General features: G+C 41.5%; 28 protein-coding genes and 2 pseudogenes. 22 read left to right on the forward strand and 8 right to left on the reverse strand.

Going from position 1 to position 21,493, the window contains the following annotated elements; all coding sequences use genetic code 11:
- Positions 1–20 precede the first annotated feature (20 nt).
- Complete coding sequence (locus JCM19033_RS06350) at positions 21–626, forward strand: hypothetical protein (protein ID WP_054635687.1); 606 nt, start codon at positions 21–23, stop codon at positions 624–626.
- Between the two features lie 233 nt (positions 627–859).
- On the opposite strand, the gene JCM19033_RS06355 is transcribed toward JCM19033_RS06350, so the two are convergent.
- Together JCM19033_RS06355 and recU are read right to left on the reverse strand one after the other, a co-directional pair.
- Positions 860–3,700: a transglycosylase domain-containing protein gene (locus JCM19033_RS06355; RefSeq protein ID WP_083465294.1), complete on the reverse strand. Its 2,841-nt coding sequence runs from the start codon at positions 3,698–3,700 to the stop codon at positions 860–862.
- A gap of 85 nt (positions 3,701–3,785) precedes the next feature.
- On the reverse strand, positions 3,786–4,385 hold the full coding sequence (recU, locus tag JCM19033_RS06360) for a Holliday junction resolvase RecU (RefSeq protein WP_054635688.1): 600 nt from the start codon (positions 4,383–4,385) through the stop codon (positions 3,786–3,788).
- Positions 4,386–4,558: 173 nt separating this feature from the next.
- On the opposite strand from recU, the gene JCM19033_RS06365 reads away from it, so the two are divergent.
- The 6 genes from JCM19033_RS06365 to JCM19033_RS06385 all read left to right on the forward strand — a co-directional run bounded on the left by JCM19033_RS06365 (position 4,559) and on the right by JCM19033_RS06385 (position 6,952).
- On the forward strand, positions 4,559–4,810 hold the full coding sequence (locus JCM19033_RS06365) for a DUF370 domain-containing protein (protein ID WP_054635689.1): 252 nt from the start codon (positions 4,559–4,561) through the stop codon (positions 4,808–4,810).
- Positions 4,811–5,152: 342 nt separating this feature from the next.
- Entirely contained in the window at positions 5,153–5,371 is a 219-nt protein-coding gene (locus JCM19033_RS06370; protein WP_054635690.1) for a helix-turn-helix domain-containing protein, read from the forward strand.
- 32 nt (positions 5,372–5,403) lie between these two features.
- Positions 5,404–5,631, forward strand: a complete 228-nt coding sequence (locus JCM19033_RS06375) for a hypothetical protein (protein WP_157049762.1) — start codon at positions 5,404–5,406, stop codon at positions 5,629–5,631.
- A 44-nt stretch (positions 5,632–5,675) separates the two neighbouring features.
- On the forward strand, positions 5,676–5,810 hold the full coding sequence (locus JCM19033_RS25145; RefSeq protein ID WP_269758002.1) for a hypothetical protein: 135 nt from the start codon (positions 5,676–5,678) through the stop codon (positions 5,808–5,810).
- On the forward strand, positions 5,807–6,088 hold the full coding sequence (locus JCM19033_RS06380; RefSeq protein ID WP_054635692.1) for a DUF1798 family protein: 282 nt from the start codon (positions 5,807–5,809) through the stop codon (positions 6,086–6,088). Before JCM19033_RS25145 ends, JCM19033_RS06380 begins: the two co-directional genes overlap by 4 nt.
- A gap of 27 nt (positions 6,089–6,115) precedes the next feature.
- Positions 6,116–6,952, forward strand: coding sequence for a sulfurtransferase (locus JCM19033_RS06385; RefSeq protein ID WP_054635693.1), 837 nt, complete (start codon positions 6,116–6,118; stop codon positions 6,950–6,952).
- 135 nt (positions 6,953–7,087) lie between these two features.
- Here the strand turns inward: JCM19033_RS06385 and JCM19033_RS06390 are convergent, their stop codons facing one another.
- The 5 genes from JCM19033_RS06390 to JCM19033_RS23220 all read right to left on the reverse strand — a co-directional run bounded on the left by JCM19033_RS06390 (position 7,088) and on the right by JCM19033_RS23220 (position 10,522).
- Complete coding sequence (locus tag JCM19033_RS06390; RefSeq protein ID WP_054635694.1) at positions 7,088–7,693, reverse strand: trimeric intracellular cation channel family protein; 606 nt, start codon at positions 7,691–7,693, stop codon at positions 7,088–7,090.
- Between the two features lie 416 nt (positions 7,694–8,109).
- Complete coding sequence (locus JCM19033_RS06395; protein ID WP_054635695.1) at positions 8,110–9,234, reverse strand: AarF/ABC1/UbiB kinase family protein; 1,125 nt, start codon at positions 9,232–9,234, stop codon at positions 8,110–8,112.
- A complete protein-coding gene (locus JCM19033_RS06400; RefSeq protein WP_054635696.1) occupies positions 9,204–9,782 on the reverse strand; it encodes an AarF/ABC1/UbiB kinase family protein in 579 nt (192 codons plus the stop codon). The genes JCM19033_RS06395 and JCM19033_RS06400 overlap by 31 nt, the downstream gene beginning before the upstream one ends.
- Before the next feature lie 33 nt (positions 9,783–9,815).
- On the reverse strand, positions 9,816–10,151 hold the full coding sequence (locus tag JCM19033_RS06405; RefSeq protein WP_157049763.1) for a phasin family protein: 336 nt from the start codon (positions 10,149–10,151) through the stop codon (positions 9,816–9,818).
- A 197-nt stretch (positions 10,152–10,348) separates the two neighbouring features.
- On the reverse strand, positions 10,349–10,522 hold the full coding sequence (locus JCM19033_RS23220; protein ID WP_198153424.1) for a hypothetical protein: 174 nt from the start codon (positions 10,520–10,522) through the stop codon (positions 10,349–10,351).
- A gap of 300 nt (positions 10,523–10,822) precedes the next feature.
- Here JCM19033_RS23220 and JCM19033_RS06410 point away from each other — a divergent pair, with 300 nt between their 5' ends.
- The 14 genes and pseudogenes from JCM19033_RS06410 (at position 10,823) to JCM19033_RS06470 (ending at position 19,233) form a co-directional block, all read left to right on the forward strand.
- Positions 10,823–11,443, forward strand: coding sequence for an aldehyde dehydrogenase family protein (locus JCM19033_RS06410; protein WP_054635698.1), 621 nt, complete (start codon positions 10,823–10,825; stop codon positions 11,441–11,443).
- Positions 11,427–11,816: an aldehyde dehydrogenase family protein gene (locus JCM19033_RS06415; protein ID WP_054635699.1), complete on the forward strand. Its 390-nt coding sequence runs from the start codon at positions 11,427–11,429 to the stop codon at positions 11,814–11,816. The genes JCM19033_RS06410 and JCM19033_RS06415 overlap by 17 nt, the downstream gene beginning before the upstream one ends.
- A 17-nt stretch (positions 11,817–11,833) precedes the next feature.
- Positions 11,834–12,244, forward strand: a complete 411-nt coding sequence (locus tag JCM19033_RS06420; protein ID WP_083465297.1) for an aldehyde dehydrogenase family protein — start codon at positions 11,834–11,836, stop codon at positions 12,242–12,244.
- Between the two features lie 253 nt (positions 12,245–12,497).
- The gene (gene ilvA / locus JCM19033_RS06425) at positions 12,498–13,448 is read left to right on the forward strand and encodes a threonine ammonia-lyase IlvA (RefSeq protein ID WP_269758003.1); all 951 of its coding nucleotides are present in this window, start codon (positions 12,498–12,500) and stop codon (positions 13,446–13,448) included.
- Positions 13,449–13,568: 120 nt separating this feature from the next.
- Complete coding sequence (locus tag JCM19033_RS25150) at positions 13,569–13,784, forward strand: hypothetical protein (protein WP_269758004.1); 216 nt, start codon at positions 13,569–13,571, stop codon at positions 13,782–13,784.
- 250 nt (positions 13,785–14,034) lie between these two features.
- Positions 14,035–14,810: pseudogene (locus JCM19033_RS06435) on the forward strand (DUF3891 family protein).
- A gap of 42 nt (positions 14,811–14,852) precedes the next feature.
- A complete protein-coding gene (locus JCM19033_RS06440) occupies positions 14,853–15,374 on the forward strand; it encodes a type 1 glutamine amidotransferase domain-containing protein (RefSeq protein ID WP_054635703.1) in 522 nt (173 codons plus the stop codon).
- 235 nt (positions 15,375–15,609) lie between these two features.
- The gene (gene rnz / locus JCM19033_RS06445; RefSeq protein WP_054635704.1) at positions 15,610–16,524 is read left to right on the forward strand and encodes a ribonuclease Z; all 915 of its coding nucleotides are present in this window, start codon (positions 15,610–15,612) and stop codon (positions 16,522–16,524) included.
- 91 nt (positions 16,525–16,615) lie between these two features.
- The gene (locus JCM19033_RS06450; protein ID WP_198153426.1) at positions 16,616–16,879 is read left to right on the forward strand and encodes a DUF2524 family protein; all 264 of its coding nucleotides are present in this window, start codon (positions 16,616–16,618) and stop codon (positions 16,877–16,879) included.
- 116 nt (positions 16,880–16,995) lie between these two features.
- Positions 16,996–17,175, forward strand: coding sequence for a hypothetical protein (locus JCM19033_RS06455; RefSeq protein ID WP_054635706.1), 180 nt, complete (start codon positions 16,996–16,998; stop codon positions 17,173–17,175).
- Complete coding sequence (locus tag JCM19033_RS06460; RefSeq protein ID WP_054635707.1) at positions 17,172–17,927, forward strand: DUF6612 family protein; 756 nt, start codon at positions 17,172–17,174, stop codon at positions 17,925–17,927. The genes JCM19033_RS06455 and JCM19033_RS06460 overlap by 4 nt, the downstream gene beginning before the upstream one ends.
- A gap of 73 nt (positions 17,928–18,000) precedes the next feature.
- A complete protein-coding gene (locus JCM19033_RS23230; protein ID WP_157049767.1) occupies positions 18,001–18,147 on the forward strand; it encodes a hypothetical protein in 147 nt (48 codons plus the stop codon).
- A gap of 314 nt (positions 18,148–18,461) precedes the next feature.
- A complete protein-coding gene (locus JCM19033_RS06465) occupies positions 18,462–18,773 on the forward strand; it encodes a co-chaperone YbbN (RefSeq protein ID WP_054635708.1) in 312 nt (103 codons plus the stop codon).
- Positions 18,774–18,810: 37 nt separating this feature from the next.
- Positions 18,811–19,233, forward strand: a complete 423-nt coding sequence (locus JCM19033_RS06470; protein WP_054635709.1) for a TlpA disulfide reductase family protein — start codon at positions 18,811–18,813, stop codon at positions 19,231–19,233.
- A 43-nt stretch (positions 19,234–19,276) separates the two neighbouring features.
- On the opposite strand, the gene JCM19033_RS06475 is transcribed toward JCM19033_RS06470, so the two are convergent.
- Entirely contained in the window at positions 19,277–20,014 is a 738-nt protein-coding gene (locus JCM19033_RS06475; RefSeq protein ID WP_054635710.1) for a metallophosphoesterase, read from the reverse strand.
- Positions 20,015–20,158: 144 nt separating this feature from the next.
- Here JCM19033_RS06475 and JCM19033_RS06480 point away from each other — a divergent pair.
- A pseudogene (locus tag JCM19033_RS06480) lies at positions 20,159–21,294 on the forward strand (conserved virulence factor C family protein).
- Positions 21,295–21,493 lie beyond the last annotated feature (199 nt).

A 21,493-nucleotide genomic window follows, 5' to 3' on the forward strand; every position in this document is an offset into this window, starting at 1 on the left:
AAGAGAGAACTGCGTTTGTTATGAATGATTATTTTCCTCATGTCATTAATAGTGCAGTCATTAACGGCTCAACCAAAAAAGAGCTGAGAAACCAGCTCGACGGGGCCATTTATGAATTTGAAGGATTTATAGAACAATTCCTTAGGCAGGAAATAGAAGCTTCCTTGATCCGATTGGAACAAAAGCTTAGAAGAGAAGGAGAAGAGGGAATTTCTGAATGGATGAAACAATGGAGAAAAGAGCTCCCATTTTTATCAGTCAGTGATAAGGAATGGAATGAGCAGTCCATTTCCCTGGAGCACCCTTCCTATTTAGCCTTGGACCGTGAGAAATATGCTCCTTACGTGAAATCCAAAAAGGACTTCTTTGAGAACCAGGAAATTAAACGCCTCAAAGAATCGTTAATTGAGGATGGAAAGGAAGGAGCAGCTTCAAAACTGGCTACCGTAGAAGCAAAAGTAAAAGAAGAATTAATTGATAGGGTAGCTCAGTGGGAGAAGAATGGACAAAATCGTTTAAAAGAAAGCCTGCATCAGGAAAAAGAAAGACTTACTTGGATGATGGATACTTCCATGAAACCTGCCCTTGAAGCTGAGAAGGAAAAACTGACATCTATTTTTAGATGATTATTATAAAAGGGTATGGTTGCCTGCCACAGCATCTTCCTTCTGAAAGGAGAACTGATGAAAAAGGAAAAGTAAGGGGAAAAATAAATGAAGTATGCAGTGAAGGGTAATCTTGTGAACGTCCACAACCCGAAAACACTATAAACCGTATTATCATCAACAAAAAGAGGATCCAGTTATTGGATCCTCTTTTGTTTTATAAGACTGTTTAGTTCCAGTCTCACTTTTTAATCTTAGTCTTCTTCTCCATTGCCGTTCTCATCGCCGTTACTTTCTGCCGATTGGTCATTACTGTTTTCTTCAGCAGGTGGAGCAGGTTCCGGCTCAGGTTGTGGCTCAGGCTGTGGTTCTGGAGTTGTTTCTGCATTATTGTTGTTGCCATTATTTTCTTCAGCAGGTGGAGCTGGTGTTTCTTCTGGAGGTCCATTGTCGCCGTTATTCCCGCCACCTTCAGGAGCACCGTTTTCTTCCTCCTGATCTTGAGGCTGCTCTTCTTGAGGCTGCTCTTCTTGAGGCTGCTCTTCCTGAGGCTGCTCCTCTTCCTGAGGCTGTTCTTCTTGAGGCTGCTCTTCCTCCGGCTGTTCCTCTTCTTGAGGCTCCTCATCTGTTTCTTCTTCTTCCGGCTCCTCTTCTTCTATAGCCTCTTCATCAGGAACAGTTACACTTACATTGTTTGGATCACTTCGTTCCCCGTTTTCAACGGCTATAACCTGGAATTCGTGAGTAGTGCCTTTTTCAGGTGCATTTAGGATATATTGCATTTCTCCTTGTGTAGCTACTGTATTGAGAGATCCACCAGTACCATGACTCACTTCAAAAGAAGCGCCGCTTCCATCGTAACTCCAGGTCACAATAATTTGGTCATTCTCTTGATTGTAGGAAGCCGATAAACCGGAAACTGATGTGAGAGTTTCTGTCTCCTCCTCTTCTTCCTCCTCTTCTTCCTCTTCTTCAATAAATTCTTGTGAGACGCTGTCAGGTTCTGTCCCTCTGACAAACAGTTCCTCAGTTATTTCAGACTGGGGAGTTTGAGGGCTTGGGAGCTTTCCTGTGCCTTTTTCCACATCTACTCTTACAACTGATTCCGGTTGTTCAAAGTCAGGAGTTTCAATACCATCAGAAACTTCATTCATAACAAGTTCAAAGATTTGTTTAGCGATTCGTCGCTCCGGTCCTTCACTTAGATAGCCTGCATCCCGGCCGCCGCTGAATCCTGTCCACACGGAAGCTGTATAGCGGGACGTGTACCCTGTAAACCACGTATCAGGCACACCGCCGGAAGGGATATTATATTGCTGTCTTTCATCAGCCGTAAAGTTTGTTGTTCCTGTTTTACCGGCCACAGGCAGGTTAGGAAGGCTGATGTCTCTTGCTGTACCATACGATTCATCAAGCACACCTTTAAGCATATCCGTTATCATATAGGCCGTATAATCACTCATAGCTTCGCTGGCTTCCGGACGAAGATCGATTTCTCTGCCGTCAGGGAAGACGATCTTTCTTACTGCAAAAGGATCAATAAACTCTCCGCCGTTACCAAAGGCTGCGTATGCACCAGCCATTTCTTTACTGGAGACACCTTCTGCTACTCCGCCAAGAGCGTACGCTTCATGAATTTCTTCGAAAGGCATGCCTAAATTGGCGGCAAATTCCTGAGCCTCATCCAGTCCAACTTCCTGCAGAGCTTTTACAGCTGGAATATTTAAAGACCGTACCAAAGCTTCTCGCATGCTTATGTTGCCCATATAGTTTCTTGAGTAGTTCCTGATCTCCGTACCATCTGAATAGGAGTGTGGTTCATCGGGAATAATATGGCCGGTGGACCACTGCAGGTTTTCAATGGCAGGACCATAATCCAACACTGGTTTAATGGTAGAACCAGGCTGGGCCTCTGAACGTGTAGCATAGTTCCATCCGCGAGCAACCTCACCGCCGTGATGATTGCCAACCATTGCTTTAATTTCACCTGTTTGAGTATCAAGCAGGGTGAAACCGACCTGGAAATGCTCATTATCAGGGTAAGAATCAATATAATCACGAGTCTGAATGACATCTTCCGCGTAATCTTGAGCAGAGGTATCAAGGGTGGTATAAATTTGAAGCCCTGCTGAATATAAGTCAGAAGAAGTGATCCCATCAATATTTTCTATTTCACTTTGTACGTGGGAAATGAATGAATCATATACTTGACCTTCGGTTTCAGCAAGCTCAGATACATTCAATTGTTCTTCAATGGTAACAGCTCTTGCTTCGGCCGCTTCATCAGAGCTGATCAAACCGTGTTCTTCCATTAAAGATATAACAAGGTTTCTTCTCGATTCTGCAGCTTCCGGATTGTTAGTAGGATCGTAGTAACTCGGACGGCGCGGAATCGCAGCAAGAAGAGCGGCGTCTTCAATGGCAAGCTCTTCCACATTAGAGACATCAAAGTAATACTGGGCAGCTTGACCAATACCGTAAGCGCCATTGTTGAAATAAATAAGATTTAAATACATTTCTAAAATCTGATCTTTGCTGTACTGCTGTTCAAGACGTACGGCAAGATATTGTTCTTGTACTTTTCGCGTTATCTGCTTGTCAGGGGACAGAAATGCATTTTTAACTACCTGCTGGGTGATTGTACTTGCCCCCTCAGCTCCAAAACCTGAGGATACGTTGGCTGCAAGAGCTCCGAACATCCGGCGCATATCAACACCAAAGTGGTCGTAAAAACGGACATCCTCAACAGCAATAAATGCATTTTTTACGTGGTCAGGTACTTCGTTTATATCCACCATGACACGATTTTCTGTGGCCTGGAGCTGAGTAATCAGTTCGTCGCGGTCATCATATATTTGGGCAGCCTGGGAAAAAACGAGCTGTTCAGGGTCAAGTGCAGGAGCGTCTCTGATCATAGCGACAGCTGTAACTCCGCCTGCGATGACCAAAACGGCAAGTATAATAGAAAAAGCTATGACTATTTTTTTCCATAACGGCTGCTTTAGCGTTGTATTTTCTGCCTTTTTTTTATTGCCCCGTTTATTTTTTTCTTCAGCCTGACGTTTTTCTGTTCTTGAACGATACTCTTGACTCATTCTGCTAGATCTTCCTTTCTATCAGTTCAAACGAACCGAGCTCTCCTATCCTGTTAGACGTAAACAGGTAGGATAAGTTACAAATTTAAAAATAGACACGGTCAATTATCTGTAAATAATCTAGACGAGGAGATAGACCTTGAGGCACGAGATGTCCTTTTTCTTCGATATCATTTTTAGGAATAGACTTGCGTTCCTTTTGTTCTCTAAACCAATAAATAAAGTGGGAAGCATCATATAAATATACTTCTTGTGTCGGTGAAAACCGAAAAATTAAAAATGCGATACCGCCTTGATTTACGACCCGTTCCATATGCTTTACCTGGTGTTCATGGACATTGCCAAAAGGGAAGGAAGTTTTGTTCCTGGTTTCTTTGGCTTCAAAATCAATGTATTTTCCAGAGTATACACCATTATAGTCAGTTGTGGACGGCTGTTTAAAATAGGCTTCCGTAATGGTGGCAGCACTCCTCTTTGGGTAATCAACTCCTACAATTTGCACAGGTGTTGGCTTTTTATGAATGACAGCCTGTCCGGTTTGTAAATAATATTCATTTGTTTCATTTAAATCTTCTTCCAAGGTCATCCCTCTGTTGCCAAATTGAGGAGATGTCCCAGTGAGAGACTTGGACGGCTTTGTTCCAGAAGGAATAAATCGTTTCCCGTTTGGATAGCGAAAGGCCAACAAATTCACCCTCCTTTTGTGTAAAATAAAGGACAGTCAAATGTCATCAACTTATCATAGCACAACTTCTCATTACAAAGAAGATGTTTTCTTGAACGTTTATAGGCTAAGTGGACAAGGGGGGAACTGTATATGTTAGAATAATTTTATTACATAGAAGGAGATGGGATAAGATGAGTGATAAGCCTATAAATTTGGGATTTGGCAACATGATGCCTTCTGGACGCATCGTATCAATTGTTAATTCGGATTCAGCTCCGACCAAACGAATGATCCAGGAAGCAAGAGAAAGAAAAATGCTCATCGATGTGACAAATGGCAGAAAAACTCGAAGCATTATTCTGGCTGACAGCGACCATGTCATTCTTTCTGCTATTCAACCGGAAACGGTTGCTCAAAGGCTCAATAGTAAATCAGATGAATAACAAAGAAGCTTTCGCTCATCGCAGAGTGAAAGCTTCTTTTTTCCTCTGATTACTCAGCAGGACGATTCGGGCCCTCAAGCTTCTTATCTCCGTACCCGACTTTTTTCTCTTCCTTGCCTTTCACTTTCCCATTGTTTTGACTCGGTTTTTTTCTCAATTCAACCCCTCCTTTTTCTTACTGTCCCCTTGGTTCACGCTGTTATGCGAATGGCGGAAAAAAAACAAGAAAAGGCACAGATCTCTTCTTTCTTTTTCGAATAAGCACTAGTTTTGTAAGGTGGAAAGGAGAGCAAGCAGAAAGGTAGAATTACCTAGCTATAAGTGAATGGAGGAGGTTTCAAGATGAGTGAACGAATGCTGAAGACTAAAGAGGTGGCCGAATTGTTGCAAATAGCTCCTGCTACTGTGCATAAGTGGGTAAAGAAGCATGATATTAAATGTTCAACAAATGACCGGGGACATTTTTATACGGAGAAGAGGCCATTTCTAAATTCGAAGCTCTTAAAAAGGAATGGGATGACAGCCGGAAAAATGACACCGAATCTCACTTATCTCAAGTAGCTTCAGCCTCAGTACTGGAAAAAATGGATATTATGACAAAGAGAATAGAACAGCTGGAAGAAATCATAGAAACAAAAGCAGATGAAGTTGTAAGTTATCAATTACTAAAGCACAGGCAGGAGCTTGAAGAAGTCGAAAGAAAAATCGGAAAGATAGAAGAGCGTCTAATAGAGATAAAAATGAAAGAGATAGAACCACAGGACGAAAACGGTCCTTCAAAAAAAGAAAAAGGGTTTCTTGCCGGATTGTTTTCAGTTTAAGGAGAGACCTTCCTTTGGTATGATAAAAAAAGAGGTGAGAGATAATGTGGACAAAAGAAGACGCCGCTCTTTTACATTCATTAACAAAGGAAGTAAAGCAGTGGAATGAAAAGGCTTTGAAACAGTATGAGCAGAACACCTTAAAAGAAGGTTACTCACCCGATTTTTATGGCAGGTGAAGCCCTTTGCCGACCACGTGAAAGAAGCAGCTGACAAATGGAGGCAAGTATCTGAAAGGTGGATAGAGGAAGAGAAGCCAAAATATATATACAAAAAACAAGTTACAGACACACATGAGAACCTCACTATTTTGTCAGTGACTGCTTTTCAAATAGATACGAAATCAAAAAGATTCCATGAAATGGTGCAGTCAGTGGATTACGTTCTTGAAGGAATCCTTTATGAGTTAAAAGCCCTTCTTAATAGAAGCATGCTGCTGAAGCATGTTAAAATATAGAAATAAAATGAAGAAGGGGGACATGTAGTGAGTTATCTAGTAACAACGGAGTGGCTGAATGAAAATTTGCATGATGAAAACCTTCGAATCGTTGATTGTCGTTTTGAATTGGGACAGCCTGAGCAGGGAAGAAAAGAATATTATGAAAGCCACATTCCTGGAGCAGTACATGTTGATTTGGAAAAGGATTTATCAGATTCTCCGGCCGTCCATGGTGGAAGGCATCCTCTGCCTGACATGGAGGAGTTTGCGGATTTTATTTCTGAACTTGGGATTGATAAGGATACAAAGGTTATAGCATATGACGACCAGGGCGGTGCTATGGCAGCTCGTTTTTGGTGGATGCTGTTATATCTTGGCCATCCGAATGTTTATGTCCTTAATCAGACATTTACAAGTTGGAAGAAAAAAGGATATCCTGTAACCGAGGAAATTCCGTCTATAGAGAAAAGATATTTCTTTGCTGATAAAGAACCTCGTCTATTAGTTCATTTGGAAGAAGTGAAGGTAGCATTACATGAAGAGGACAAGGTTTTAATTGATGGTCGTGATGAAATACGATACAAAGGAATCAGGGATGAGGTTGACCCGGTAGCTGGTCATATCCCTGGAGCCAGGCATTATTTCTGGAAGAAAGTATTAACAGAAGAGGGGAAATGGAAAGAATCTGAAGAGCTTCAAAGCCACTTTTCCGGGTTGTCTCATTCTGATGAAATCATATCCTACTGCGGTTCTGGGGTAACGGCAGCAGCTAATGTTCTTGCCTTAAAGGAAGCAGGGTTTGAAAATGTCCGTTTATATGCAGGGAGCTGGAGTGATTGGTCTTCATATCCCGATCTTCCCTATGAAACAGATAAATCATAACATAAGAGCTCATCCTTCCCTGTCGTACATAGGGAAGAATGAGCTTTTTTCACTTTGCTTTATTACAATCATTGGGATTTTCGTTAAAATACGCTTGATTGTGTCCCTAAAGTCTTCACTAAGAAAGGGCATTGATTACCCGTTCTTTAAAGAACGATGAGGCAGACGCCATTTATAATAGACTGACAGCATGCGGAGTGTCACGATGACAACCAGCAAAGATATATACCCAGCCATGGTGTTTACTGCCCCTGTACCAATCAATAACCCTGCAAGCATGGCCCAGGCGATATAGATCTCCTGACGCAGCACCATAGGCTTGCGTCCTGCAAGCACGTCTCGAATCATCCCGCCTCCTGCACCAGTAAGAGCAGCGGCTGCGATGACAGCACTCAACGGGTGATTCATCTCTGCAGCGTAAATGGCTCCCTGAACAGCAAATGCAGCAAGGCCAATGGCATCAAAAAATATTCCCCATTTTCCCCACTGAGTAAGCCAGAGATTCGGGAGAAGAAAAGCCAAAGTCATAACAATAAAAGCAATCGTAAAAAGGTTTCCTTGCTCCCATAAAGCAGAGACAGGCACACCAATCAGTAAATTTCGCACGGCTCCTCCCCCGAAAGCCGTAACAAACCCCAGGATATAAACTCCTAGTAGATCATAATCTTCTTCCATTGCTACAATAACACCACTTAAGGCAAAGGCAATCGTTCCGATAATATTTAATATGTCCCAGGTCATAGGCTGCTCCTTTGTATAATGTTCATGCTTATCTTACCAAAGCAGTGGAGAAATGAAAGAATGATCCACCCCGCCAGCCTGCGTAAAAGAATGTCTGATTCAAATAGACCTATGTATGTCTTCAGAAGGAATGGCCCGACTGTTACACGAGGTAAGTGCTTCTTTGCAGTAAAAGAAGACCGCAAATCCTCTGATAAGAGGCGTGCGGTCTATGTTGCCCGGTCGCTGTAATCGCTCGAGCGAGGCTTACCCTGGCTGCTTTGCTCGTAATCATGGGAAAATTTGAAAACGAGAACCACCCTAATCCCTTAAGGTGAATGAGTCCACATCAAGGATGCTTCGTATCAATTTATATAGTAAACACGTTGTTTGAAAAAATGTGAAAAAAACATTGTTAACATTCATTTTGACAGCTCTTAAAAACGTCCGGATTTAAAAATGGAATAAATCAATAAAAGAAACATAAAAAAGGAGACAATAAAACTGATTTCAATGACTGGAAGCTGGACAAGAATAGAGTTTTGGTCCCCAAACGTGGAACCAATAATAAGGCCTACCATGATGATACTAAAGGCAAGAAGTGTGATACTAAAAGAAATCCGGTTAACAATTTTGTCCATTTTATTTAAGAAGATATTCAGCGTAGGTATCTTTACGTCAATACCTACTCCTTTGTGGATCTGCCTTAATGCATCTCTTAATTCTTTTGGGATATCGGTAAGGATGTCCTGCTGTCTTTTTCCTTCTCGTCCCACTTTCGTAAGCCAGGCAAACGGATTTAAACGGTCACGAGCAAGCATTTTTCCGTAAGGCTCGGCAACTTCAACAATGCTCAGCTCAGGATCAAGTCTTTCGAGGAGACTTTCAAGTGTAATAATCGCTTTGGCAAGAAGTGTGTATTCTTTGTAAATTTGGATCTGGTACCTATGAGACATTGAGAATATGTCATTGATTGCTTCACCGAACCGTACCTGGTTAAACGGCCGGTCATAGTATTTCTGCAATAAGTATTCCACATCATCCACAAATTGATCATGATTAATATCTTCAGGAATTTCAGCCATATCATAAATGGTCTCGGCCACTTCTTCTGGTTTCTTGCGGGTCATCGCAATAACGTAACTGACAAACTGGTACCGCATTGCTTTATTAAGGCGCCCTACCTGGCCGAAGTCGAGCATAGCAGCTCTGTCTTCATCCAAAAATATAATGTTTCCTGGGTGAGGATCACTGTGGAAAAGGCCGTCAATTAACACCTGATGCAAAAAAGCGTCAGCTAAAGAACGGGCCAGGGCATTTTTTTTAACCTCACTTCTTGATTCCGAAAGTTCACTGATCTTGTTCCCTTTAAAAAAAGACATAGTAAGTATGCGTTTGGTGGAAAACTCTTCATAAATTTCCGGGATCACTACCCGTTCAAACTTCTCCATATTTTTCCTGACTTTATCTGTATTACGGGCTTCTACAAAATAATCCACTTCATCTCGTATAGCAGTAACAAATTCTTCTATTACATCCTGGAGGCGGTAAAACTGAGCCATGTAAAACGCTGGTGAAGGAGTCTGGCTAGATCTCTAAGGATCTCTATATCTTTTTCGACAATTTCTTTGATATGAGGACGAGATATTTTAACGGCCACTTCTTCTCCTGTTTTAAGGCGGGCCCAGTGTACCTGTCCGATAGAGGCAGCTGCAAGGGGCTTTTCTGAAATCTCTGAAAAGACCTCATCAATTGAGGTATCCATGTCCTCTTCAATCATTTTCTTTGCTTTTTCAAAAGGAAAGGGAGGTACGTCATCCTGAAGCTTTTCAAGCTCCTGAATAATAGAAGGAGGAAAGATATCCTTTCTTGTGCTGATCATTTGGCCAAGTTTTATAAAGGTTGGTCCAAGCTCTTCTACCACATGACGGATTCGGGTACCAACAGACCTGGTTTCTTTTTTGTTTGAATCAGCGGCAAGACGCTTTGGGAGAGAAAGGACATGGAATAACCCAACCTCCTGGATGATGTAGCCAAACCCGTGTCTTGTCAGAGTAGCTACTATTTTTCGGTAGCGGTTTGCGTGCTTGAGACCTCTAGAAAGTGCCATGCAACATTTCCTTTCTCCTGAATGTCTCGCTGGTTAGTTTGAGTTGTTTTCATCATCATTGTTTTTGATATGCTGTGCTAATTGCAATTCAATTGCTGCTAATTGTTCTTTTAGTTCATTTATATCTTTTTGAGTAGCAACCCCCATGTCTTTAAAGGAATCCTGCATGCGGTCTTTAGCTTGAGAGGACCATTCAGCTTCTGTTGATTTTCCTTTCGTAACCATTTCATCCATCCACTCATCGGCTTCCTTAGGAGTGATCTGTCCTTTTGAAACAAGGTCATCCAAATATGTTTGAACTTTTTCTTTCCCTGTCACTGCTGCACCGAGTCCTAGGAAAAATCCTTTTTTTAATAGTTCGTTCATCATAACCCCTCCTGCAGAATTTTGCCCTCTTTTTTCCCGGGCGAAAGGAAACTGCTTTCTTATCTCTCGATTTGGGAGCGAGCAGATAGAAGCTTTGATTTCCCCATACTTGTATTTTACCAAAACTAACCGGTGCAAAACATTTTAAAATACAGCGTTTAGGAAAAAAGCATCCAGCCAAAGGCTGAATGCTTTACAGGTTAGTTATTATCAGTAAACATAAGTACAATTACAAAAACAATAGTGACCAGAGAAAGGACAGATAAAGAAGTATACATGAACGTTCCTACTTCTTCAGCGCCATTTTCTCCGTTTCCGCCTCCTGCTCCCAAAGCAGCAAGAGGAGAAAGAGCAAAAATCGCAAACGCCATCATTAACCATGCACTACATTTTTGACCATTGTGATCCTCCTTTGTATGTATAAAAGCCACTCATCCTTGGTTTCGATCCTTTGATGCCGGACCGAATTTCCGTGTATGCTGGAAAAAGAGATACTCCCCTTCACACGATATCACTCTTATTATAGATGCTCTATTATTTTTTTTCAATTCCTTCCTTTTACAAGGATCTTGTAAAATAAGCACCGCTTTCCTGTCAGGTTTCCTGCTTGTACCAGGAGACGTCCTGAACATAATAGCGTTTTTTCAGAAAGAAAGAAGAAAGAGGAGATGAAAATGACAATCTGGCACACACCGGAAGAAATAACTGAAAAAATGAACAAAGCTAAACTTGCACAAGAAACCTGGTCTTCACTGCCACTGAAAAAGAGAGTTGAATATTTGAAAAAGCTGCGAAAGCAACTGTTGAAAAAGAGAAAAGAAGTAATCAGCATTTTGCAGAATGAAGCACATAAAACACCGACGGATACATTGACAGCCGAAATTTTAGCGACAGCAGATGCCATTGTTCATTATGAAAAAGAAATCGAAGGATATATGGCAGAGGAAACGAGAAAAACACCGTTTATTTATGGGAAGCAGAGGACCAGTGTAGTGAGAAAGCCATTGGGAACAATTGCGGTCTTTTCTCCGTGGAATTTTCCTTTACAGCTTTCAATGGTACCTGCACTTACTGCATTAGTTACTGGAAATACTGTAGTGCTAAAGCCTTCTGAAGTCCTGCCAAAATTAAACAAATGGATGGAGGAGCTATTTTCCTCTGTCTTTCCAGCTGGAACAGTTGAGGTGGTCCATGGAGGCAAAGAGCAGGGAATAGCCCTAGTCGATGCCAAACCAGAAAAGATTTTTTTACAGGCAGTGTTCCTGTCGGCAAAGCATTATGAAACATGCGGCTGACTATATGATCCCTGTTGATCTTGAACTTGGAGGCAAAGATCCGATGATTGTTTGTGAGGATGCTAACATAAACCGTGCTGTTGAAGCAGGATTGTATGGTAGTTTTCTCCACAGCGGCCAGGTTTGTGTCAGCGTTGAGCGCATATATGTACATCAATCATTATATAGAGATTTTGTAGAGAAGCTTCGCAGCAAAGCCCTGGCATTAACCCAGGGAACTGATTTTCATTCTGATATGGGCGGGATGACAACAAGAGACGGCTTTGAAAATGTAAAAAAGCAGGTGGAGAATGCTATCTTTCATGGTGCAGTCTGTGTGACGGGCGAGACGTGGAAACAAGCTGAGTATCCTTTTTTCCACCGACAATTTTAACAAATGTAAATCAAGGGATGGAAATTATGCAGGAAGAGACGTTTGGACCTGTTGTAACCGTCACACCATATGACAGGGAAGAAGATGCGATTCAGCTGGCAAATGACTCCCGCTTTGGATTAAATGCAAGCATTTTCACAAATAATACAGAGAAAGGGAAACAGCTGGCTGAACGGCTGAATACAGGAAGCGTCTATGTAAATGATGTCATTAAGAATATTGCCAATATGAATGCCCCTTTTGGGGGGGTGAAAGAAAGCGGAGCGGCAAGGTACCACGGCAGAGAAGGAGTTGAAGCTTTCACGTATACCCAGGCTATAATGACTGAAAAAGGAAAGGGAAAACGTTCTTTTAATTACTTTCCTTATTCCAAGAAGAATTTTAAGAGGATAGAACGCCTCCTTGCCATCCTATATGGCAGAAAGTAAAAGATGAAAACGTTTTGATTCATCTTTTCGTCCACGATAAGGGACAAGTTGCTTGAAATGGCTTGAGATTATCTCTAACCATAGTAAAATGATGTTATAATTAGTAAGGATAAATAGGCAGCTTGTCTGTATAAACGCTGCTCTTCTTTAATAAAGAAGAGCGGCAGGTTTTATATGAAGCCTGCAGGACAAAGCAAATGACAGGAAAAAAGGGACATAATAGCCTGGTAAAGACGTAAAAAGGATGATTCGAATGACAACAGCGCAAACCCTGACAAATGAAAGGAAAAAAAGCATGAGCAGGATTCATATCGAAGACATAATCATAGCTAATCAAACTCTTAAGGATGTAGTTACTCATACTCCTCTTCAAAAAAACCAGGTTCTCTCTGAAAGATATGACGCGAATGTGTATTTAAAGCGGGAAGATCTGCAAGTCGTCCGGTCTTTTAAAATCCGGGGAGCATATCACCTTATGCATAGTCTCTCTAAGGAAAGTCTTGAAAACGGAGTCGTATGTGCAAGTGCTGGCAATCATGCTCAAGGAGTTGCCTATTCTTGCAAAGCTTTAAAAGTAAAAGGCAAGATATTTATGCCTAATACAACGCCCCGTCAAAAGATTGACCAAGTGAAATTATTCGGCAAGGAATTTGTGGAAGTTATTCTGACAGGTGATACATTTGATGATGCATTTGCCCAGGCGATGGAATACAGGGAAGAACACAATATGGAGTTTATCCATCCCTTTAATCACGAAAAAATTATTGCCGGTCAGGGCACAGTCGGAATGGAAATTATGAATGATATAGAAGAAAAAATAGATTATCTGTTCAGTTCCATTGGAGGCGGCGGCCTTGTTTCCGGCGTAGGCACCTATATTAAATCCATTTCTCCTTCTACCAAAATAATTGGAACAGAGCCAGCCGGCGCTCCTGGAATGAAAGAGTCTTTGGCCAGCGGAGAAGTTGTGGAGCTGGAAGAGATTGAAAAGTTTGTTGATGGCGCAGCTGTCAAACGTGTGGGTGAGATTACTTATGATATTTGTAAAAATGTCTTAGATGATATTAAGCTTGTTCCGGAAGGGAAAATTTGCAGTACGATTCTTGAACTGTATAACCAAAATGCCATAGTGGCAGAGCCGGCAGGGGCCATGCCGATTTCAGCCTGGATTTTTACAAGGATGAAATTAAAGGAAAGACCGTAGTTTGTATTGTAAGCGGCGGGAATAATGATATTGGCAGGATGGAGGAAATGAGAGAAAGATCTCTTGTTTATGAGGGGCTCCAGCATTATTTTATAGTCAACTTCCCCCAGCGCAGGTGCCTTGCGTGAATTTTTAGATGAAGTCCTTGGACCGACTGATGATATTACCAGATTTGAGTATACAAAAAAGAACAATAAAACAAGCGGACCGGCTTTAGTAGGCGTTGAGTTAAAATGCAGTAAAGATTATCAGCAGCTTATTGAGAGAATGCAGAAAAAAGGCTTTCAATACGACGAAATTAACAAAGATGAACGATTATTTACTTTTCTAGTGTAATGGAGAGGATGCCTCATGTTGACGGCATCCTCTTTTTATATAGTAATGGTTGAACTGTCGATTAATTTAAAATTTCACTTGCCGTAAGAATACCGATAATAGTGATGAAAAAATTACAGGGGAAAGAGCTGATAAGCAGGATTTGTGTTTTTCATTATCCTGCTTCGTAATAAAAAAGGACTATCTCTGTTTTATCAAGAATTTATTATATAAAACGACTAGAAAAAGATGAAACAAAGGGGGAGTTGAAGTGATTATTAGAGAATGGAGTGACAGCTTTGAGTTAATTGAGCAGCATGAACATGCCAGGTTGTCTGGTGCAGTGTGCGCATTTTGGGGAGATCCTGCCGTGAAGACCAGTTTGTGGGAAGCCGTCATTCTCGCTGTAAAAGAGCATGACAGAGCATGGATCCCCTTGATAAACAACCGTTGTGGAATGAAGCGAAACAAAGGCCTTTTTCTTTTACTGATTATCCAATGAATGAGAAAATAAATGCTTACGCTAATGGGGTGGATGAGATTGAAAGAATTAATCCTTATGCCGCCTTATTAGGGAGCCTTCATTACGCTTCTTTTTTTACGAGCAATGAAACAAAAATGGGTAAAGAGTTTTATGAGCAGGAGCAAAAAAGACAAGATAAACTAAGAGGACGGGGAGCCCGGACTGGTTTTGAAACAGAACATTTAAACATTCTCCAATTTTGTGATGATATTTCACTATATTCCTGCTTAAATCAACCTGGAGTAAGCAAAGAAAAAGAGTATCCATGGTTTAAAAATGGGTTTAGACAGCGTTTTGACTATTTAGGTAAAAAAAAGATGCACGCCGTCTGGAGAAGTACTCAAGATATTGAGATAACACCTTTTCCCCTTGCTCAAAGGCTTTCTTTTACATTGAGAAGCTGGAGAGTGTCTAAACAAGATTGTAAAAAACGGGCCTTGCAGCTGCCTGGAAAAAAGAGAACAAATAAAAACATTTATTACTTTTCATCCCCCTTCGTAGTTCCCTTCTTTTTTCAAAATTGAGCTGATGGTAGAATAGATAAAGATCATCTAAAGGAGGCCATTATGAGATTAGAAGGTAAGAAAGTTATAGCATTGGTAGATGAAGAATTTGAAGATCTTGAGCTTTGGTATCCCCTGATGCGTGTTCAGGAAGAGGGTGCTAAGGTAGTCCTTGCAGGGAAAGAAAAGGGCAAGGTATACACCGGGAAATATGGAGTGCCTGCAACGGCTGAAGAGGCGTTTTCCAGTATAGACCCAAACGACTATGACGGAGTGCTGGTGCCAGGAGGATGGGCACCTGATAAATTACGCCGTTACGATGAAGTGTTGTCGATTGTGAAGCATATGGATCAAGAGAAGAAGCCAATCGGACAAATTTGTCATGCCGGCTGGGTTTTAATTTCAGCTGGTATTTTGGAGGGTGTAAAGGTAACAAGCACGCCTGGAATCAAAGATGACATGACAAACGCTGGGTCAACGTGGGTAAATGAGGCAGTAGTGGTGGACGGTCATATTGTATCCAGCCGCCGCCCCCCTGATCTTCCTCCCTACGCAAAAGCATTTGCCGATGCGTTAGCTACATGATTTGCTGAGGCTGGAACAAAACGATATCACTCCAAGAAAACCCGGACCATTTATTAACAGTGGTTCGGGTTTCTTTCTTTCGATAGCCAGGAAGAAGCATGTTTTCGTCCCCCTTCGCTTTTGCCCAGTCACAAGGGCGATATTCATATAGTTATCTTCGTCTTTACGATGTTCGTACAAATTTTGTCCCATCTCTTTTTCCTGTTATTATCGAATGAACAAGGGAGGACCATACATGGAAATACATTTTTTAGGTACTGGAGCAGGTGTCCCTTCCAAACAACGAAATGGGAGCGCAACGGCGCTTCGATTTCTTTCGGGGCAAAAAGGGGCCTGGCTGTTTGACTGTGGGGAAGCAACACAGCACCGACTGCTTGATTCTACATTAAGGCCCCCAATGTTTGAAGCAATATTTATTACACATATGCACGGGGATCATATCTATGGTCTTCCTGGATTTTTAGGAAGCCGTTCTTTTATGGGAGGAACAACCCCTCTCACTCTTTATGGGCCGCCAGGAATAAAGCGATTTATAACCATCTCCCTGGAGGCCTCGGGTACGTACCTGAACTATCCTCTGTTTGTAAATGAAGTGAGAGCTGGTGAAAAGATTGAAACAGATAGGGGGGCTGTAGAGGTAGTTAAGCTGGACCACACTGTCCTTTCTTTTGGCTACCGTTTCACAGAGCCGGCAAGGAGAGGACGTGTTCGAAAGGAATATTTAGTGAAAAAGGGTTTGCCGCCAGGCCCTCTTTATAAACAGCTTCAGGAAAAAAAGGACGTTGTCACGGAAGATGGAACAGTGGTTCGCTGGAAGGATGCTTTGGAACCTGATCGGCCAGGGAGGGTGATCAGTATAGCAGGGGATACCAAACCATCCAAGGGTAGCAGAACGTTAGCTGAAAACGCTGAAGTACTTATACATGAAGGTACATTTTCTGAAAATCTAAAAGACCATGCCGGACAGTTTGGGCACAGCACTGCTAAAGAAGCTGCAATCATTGCCAGGGACGGCAAGGCCAAGCATCTCATCCTCACACATATAAGCCCCAGGTATGAGAAGGAACTTGAAATCCTGAGAGAAGAAGCTGCCAGAGAATTTTCCAATATTTCTGTTGCTTATGATGGATTTGTTTATAAAGTGAAGTAAAAAAGCACATCCATTCTTTCCCTTCCCTCTCTTTGTATAGGTGATTATTTTTTCCGGGATAATAATGAAACATATTATGCAAGGAGGAAAAATGATGGCTATTTATAAACAAATGGATGCAATGCTTAGTAAAGTGGAGGAAACAATTGCTATGGCACGCAGCGAATGGGAGGAAGGTCAAAAGCTGGAGTATTACGACCAGGAGGAATACAGTCTGTTACAACAAAGAATTAATGAAGTTGAGGATGAACTTTCTCACCTTTTGAGAAGCACTACACCTCAGCAGCGGGTGGAATTAGAGAGAGCACAGGCACGTTTAAGACAAATGCAAAATGCCATGATACTTGGCCAGTAGGGGCAGAACTGCTTGAAGCAGGAAAGAGATTATACTGAACAGCCCTCATAAATTTTTCAATACTCTAACAATTAATGATATGATGACATCATTAATGGGAATAAGTAGAGAAAGAAGTGGAAAAGGGGCGTTTTTATGCAGAGGAGGATGTGGCTAAGCTTCTCTTGTTTTCCATATTTTATGTAACCGGTTGTGTGAATGCTGAAGAGGAAGCATCAACAAGGAGCATTCCATCCATAGACGAAACGGCCGGGGAGATAGAGAAGGGGAAAGTGAAACGACGTCTCATAAAATGATAAATAACATGGAGAACAGCTTAAATACCATGACAAGTTATACAATGGAAATGAATATTAGGGAAAATAGGATGAGAGCTGATAAAGAAGAATTCTTAAAAGAAGTATTTTTACAATCTGAAGTGAAGTTCCAGCCTTTTTCCTTGCACAAAAGCTATGAAACTATGATTCATCAGGGAACTGGTGAAGAGATGTATTCGGAGTTTTATATAAACGAAGGCGGCTATTACCTGTTTCATTCTAATGAAAATACATGGCGGAGAGTACCGCCGCCAGTTGCAGAGCAGGCTCTTGCTTTTGTTGAGGCAGAAAACAGCATGGATGAGCATTTGCAATTTCCTTTTCAAGCCTTCAGACGAGCTTCCATCACGGAAAAGGATGAAAAAATTTTCATCTCTTTTAAAGATATAGGGGTAAGTATTGAAGAATTAAATACCCATATTTACCGCCTTATGGGAGACCAGGCCGGGGTCAGTCTGACGGATAGCCCTCTTAATGTTACACTTGATTCTTTAACTTATATTCTTACCTTTCATAAGGAAACATTTAAAGTTTCCGGTCTTTCTATTGACCTCCATTTTACCACACCATCTGAAGAAGGTGGTCTGCCAGCAGAGATTATTATCCGGGGAGCCTTCTCCGATATTAATGATACAACTCCCTCATTACCACCACGCCCCGTCCAAGAAGAAGCTCTTGAAATCGAGGAGGAAGAAATGATTTATAACGTTGATGTCTCCTGGGCGGAATAGGAATCTTCCTGAAAGTTTTGCATTCTTCTCCTTTGGGTAAAAAGAAATAGAATGCAAAGAAGGAGGATTCCCGATGAGCAGAGCTGATTTAAATCGCAGATTAGACCGTTTAGTACAAGCGGCTAATGAAGCTGAAACAGCATTAAGGAGACTGCCTGAAATGGAACAGAAGGCATTAATGCAGGAAAATTATCCTTTAATAAGGAATTTGGCGGGATAGTGAACGACCTTATGAAATGGCGGGATGCGGTCGTTGAAAAGAATGAAGAACAAACCGATCAATAAATCATCATTTTCCTCTTCATGAAGGAGGGGGGAGACAAAACCGTCTCACTTAAATAAATAAGGCTCCAATTATCGTCTTTGGTAATTGGAGCCTTATTTCTGGTTTCAAAATCACTTGGTTAGCCGGCTGCACGCAGAAAGATACTGAGTGGAACAGATATGACCTAAGATCCCAAGTGCTTCACTTGAAGGTCAGGCAATGAGAAGATATGATAAAAGAATAAAATGCCTCCCGGGGGGAAAGCTTCAATGGAAGAAGTGTCAGAAAAACAGTTACATGCTGTTTTACAAAGAGATCAAGCAGTGATGATTTATTTTTATACCCCGTGGTGCGGGACATGTAAAATAGCTGAAAAGATGATTCTTGCCGCTGAGGAATTATCTGCAGCTCCGTCAGCATACAAAGGGAATGTTAATTTGATGCCGGAGATTGTTCAACAGCTGAAAATACAAAGTGTGCCTTGTGTAAAGATATTTAAAGAGGGGGATTGTAAAGAAACAATCTATGCTTTTGGTTCAATCGAGTCATTTATAAATAATCTAAAGCCATACATAAAGTAAACAAGGGTACCGGCCAAAGAGAGGAGCAGAAGATATCATGAAAGCACCTGATTTTTCATTGAAAAATATTCAAGATGGTGAATTTGTAGAGTTAGAAAGTTATAAAGGAAAGCCTGTTATGCTCACATTCTGGGCCTCCTGGTGTCCTGACTCAGTAAAAGATCTTGCTCAGAAAAATCACTTCTATGAAAGCATGAAAAGTGAGCAGCTCGTTTTTCTGACGGTAAATGTTACCGGCCGAGAAGGTAATAAAGAAGACGGGCACGCATTTCTTGCAAAGCAGGGATACAGGTTTCCGGCTCTTGCAGATGAAGGAACAAAAACATATGATCAATATAGATGTATGGGTGTTCCTACTACTGTATTGATCAATGAAGAACAGGAGATTGTACAAATGTACAATGACAAAGCTTCCTTTTTAACTATTATGGAAGGCGTAACAAGCATCTTAAACAAGTAACAGCCGAGTCCTCTTCACAGAGAGCTCGGCTGATTTCATTATTTCATTTATCCTTAGCTCGGTTTTTTCCGCTTATAATAATTTGTTTCATCTGTTCTCGGTTAGGATAATCATTTGCATCATAAGAGGCGGCTACCCGGTTAATGTCATATTCTACTCTTTCTATCGCAGCTTCTGCTTTTCCATCTTTAATCGTAAGCAGTGCATAAGATGCTCGATTATCTCCATCGAAGGGAAGACCCACACTCCCAGTATTAATTACAGTCTTATCGCCAATCTTTCGCACAAATGGTGTATGAATATGACCGTAGATATAAAAGTCAGCATCTACCTGGGTCATTAGTGAATGTTCAAGTTCTTCATCGCTTGCTTCTTTTGAGACAATTTCAAATAAGCTGTCAGGGGTAGCATGGAATAAGTGCATCGTTATTTCCTTTGTCAGGTTCTCATGGAAGGAAGTAGGCAGGTTTTCTAAATAAGCGATATCATCCTGTGTCAGTCTTTCTACTGTCCATTCCCTTTCCTGATTCATAATAGCAAGAGCTTTGTCAGGCACCTCTCCTTTTTTCACTCCCCTAACGATCCATTCATCTGCATTTCCCTTTAACACTTTAGCCGGGGTGGAACGTACAGTTTCAAGAGCGTTTTTAGGTTCTGGTCCCCGGTAACATAAGTCACCGATTATGTATAACTTTTTGACGTTCTTTTCAGCAAGGTCGTTTAATACTGCTTTTAATGCTTTAGCGTTCCCGTGAATGTCTGAAAGGATTGCAACTTGCATATTATTTTCCCCCTTTGCTCTTTTTTCCATTATACATGAGTTGAGAAACAGTTACGAATCTTAACAATGCTTGGAATGGAAGGAGAAGGATTGGTTATGTTACAATCAATCCAGTAACACCGTGGAAAGGAGTAATAGTAGAAAATGAAGATAAAGACAATTGAGCCAACCCCAAGTCCCAATACAATGAAAGTAATATTGGATGAAACACTTGCTGGGGGAAAGAGCAATAATTATACACAAAATAATAAAGAAGACGCTCCAAAACAAATTAAAGAGATTTTTGCAATTGAGGGTATTAAAGGTGTTTATCATGTAGCTGATTTTCTGGCGCTAGAGCGAAACGCAAAAGTAGACTGGAAAGTAATTCTCCCGCAGGTCAGAGCGGTATTTGGCGAGGAGACTGCAGAAACAGAAGCAGAGGAAACAGTGGATGATGCCTTTGGAGAAGTACAAGTCTCCATACAAGAGTTTAAAGGAATCCCTATGCAAATTAAGCTGACCACAGGGGATGAGGAAAAGAGAGTGGGCCTTCCTGAAAGGTTCCAGAAAGCAGCCTTTGAGGCCCAACAAGAAGAAGATAATGTCGTGCTAGAACGAAAGTGGGTTGAAAGCAGCACCCGGTACGGAAGTGACCTGGAGGAAATCGGTCAGGAAGTAGCAGAAGAAGTGTCTGCTGCCTACAATCAGGAACGTCTCGACAATCTTGTTCAACGAGCCCTGGCAGATGAGAATGCTTCTGAACTCCCTCAGAAAAAGCGGAAGACGGTTACACTTGAAGACTTAAAGGATCCCGATTGGAAAAATCGGTATGCGGCTATGGAACAGATGGACCAACAGAAGAGGATTTACCTGTATTAGAAAAAGCGTTAGAAGACGAAAAGCCTGCAATCCGCCGCCTGGCGACAGTTTATCTTGGAATGATTGAAAAGCCTGTAGTATTACCGCTTCTTGAAAAAGCACTAAAGGATAAGACGGTTACTGTGAGAAGAACAGCTGGAGACTGTTTTTCAGATATTGGGGATACAGCAGGTATACCTGCCATGACGGAAGCACTTAAGGATAAAAACAAACTAGTGCGCTGGCGAGCAGCAATGTTTCTTTATGAGGTTGGAGATGAATCGGCAGTTGAACCGCTGAAAGAAGCCCAGGACGACCCTGAGTTTGAGGTGGCCATGCAAGTCAAAATGGCTCTTGAACGCATTGAAGGGGGCGAAGAAGCAAAGGGATCGGTATGGAAGCAGATGACTGACACCATTGAACAATCAAAAAATAAATAATAATATGAAGAAGAGGCTTCGTAAGAAGGAAGTCTCTTCTTTTTGTACAAAACTTGGCGATGGAGGAAGCGACACTCCTTTTTGGGGGAAGTTTTTTTAGAATAAAATGGTTCGTGGTAAGATAAAAGGACAATTACATAATAAAAAAGGGGAGAAATAAATTGACTAAAGATGAGATTATGAACGAACTAGAAAAAAA

This window comes from Thalassobacillus sp. C254 (assembly GCF_001310615.1).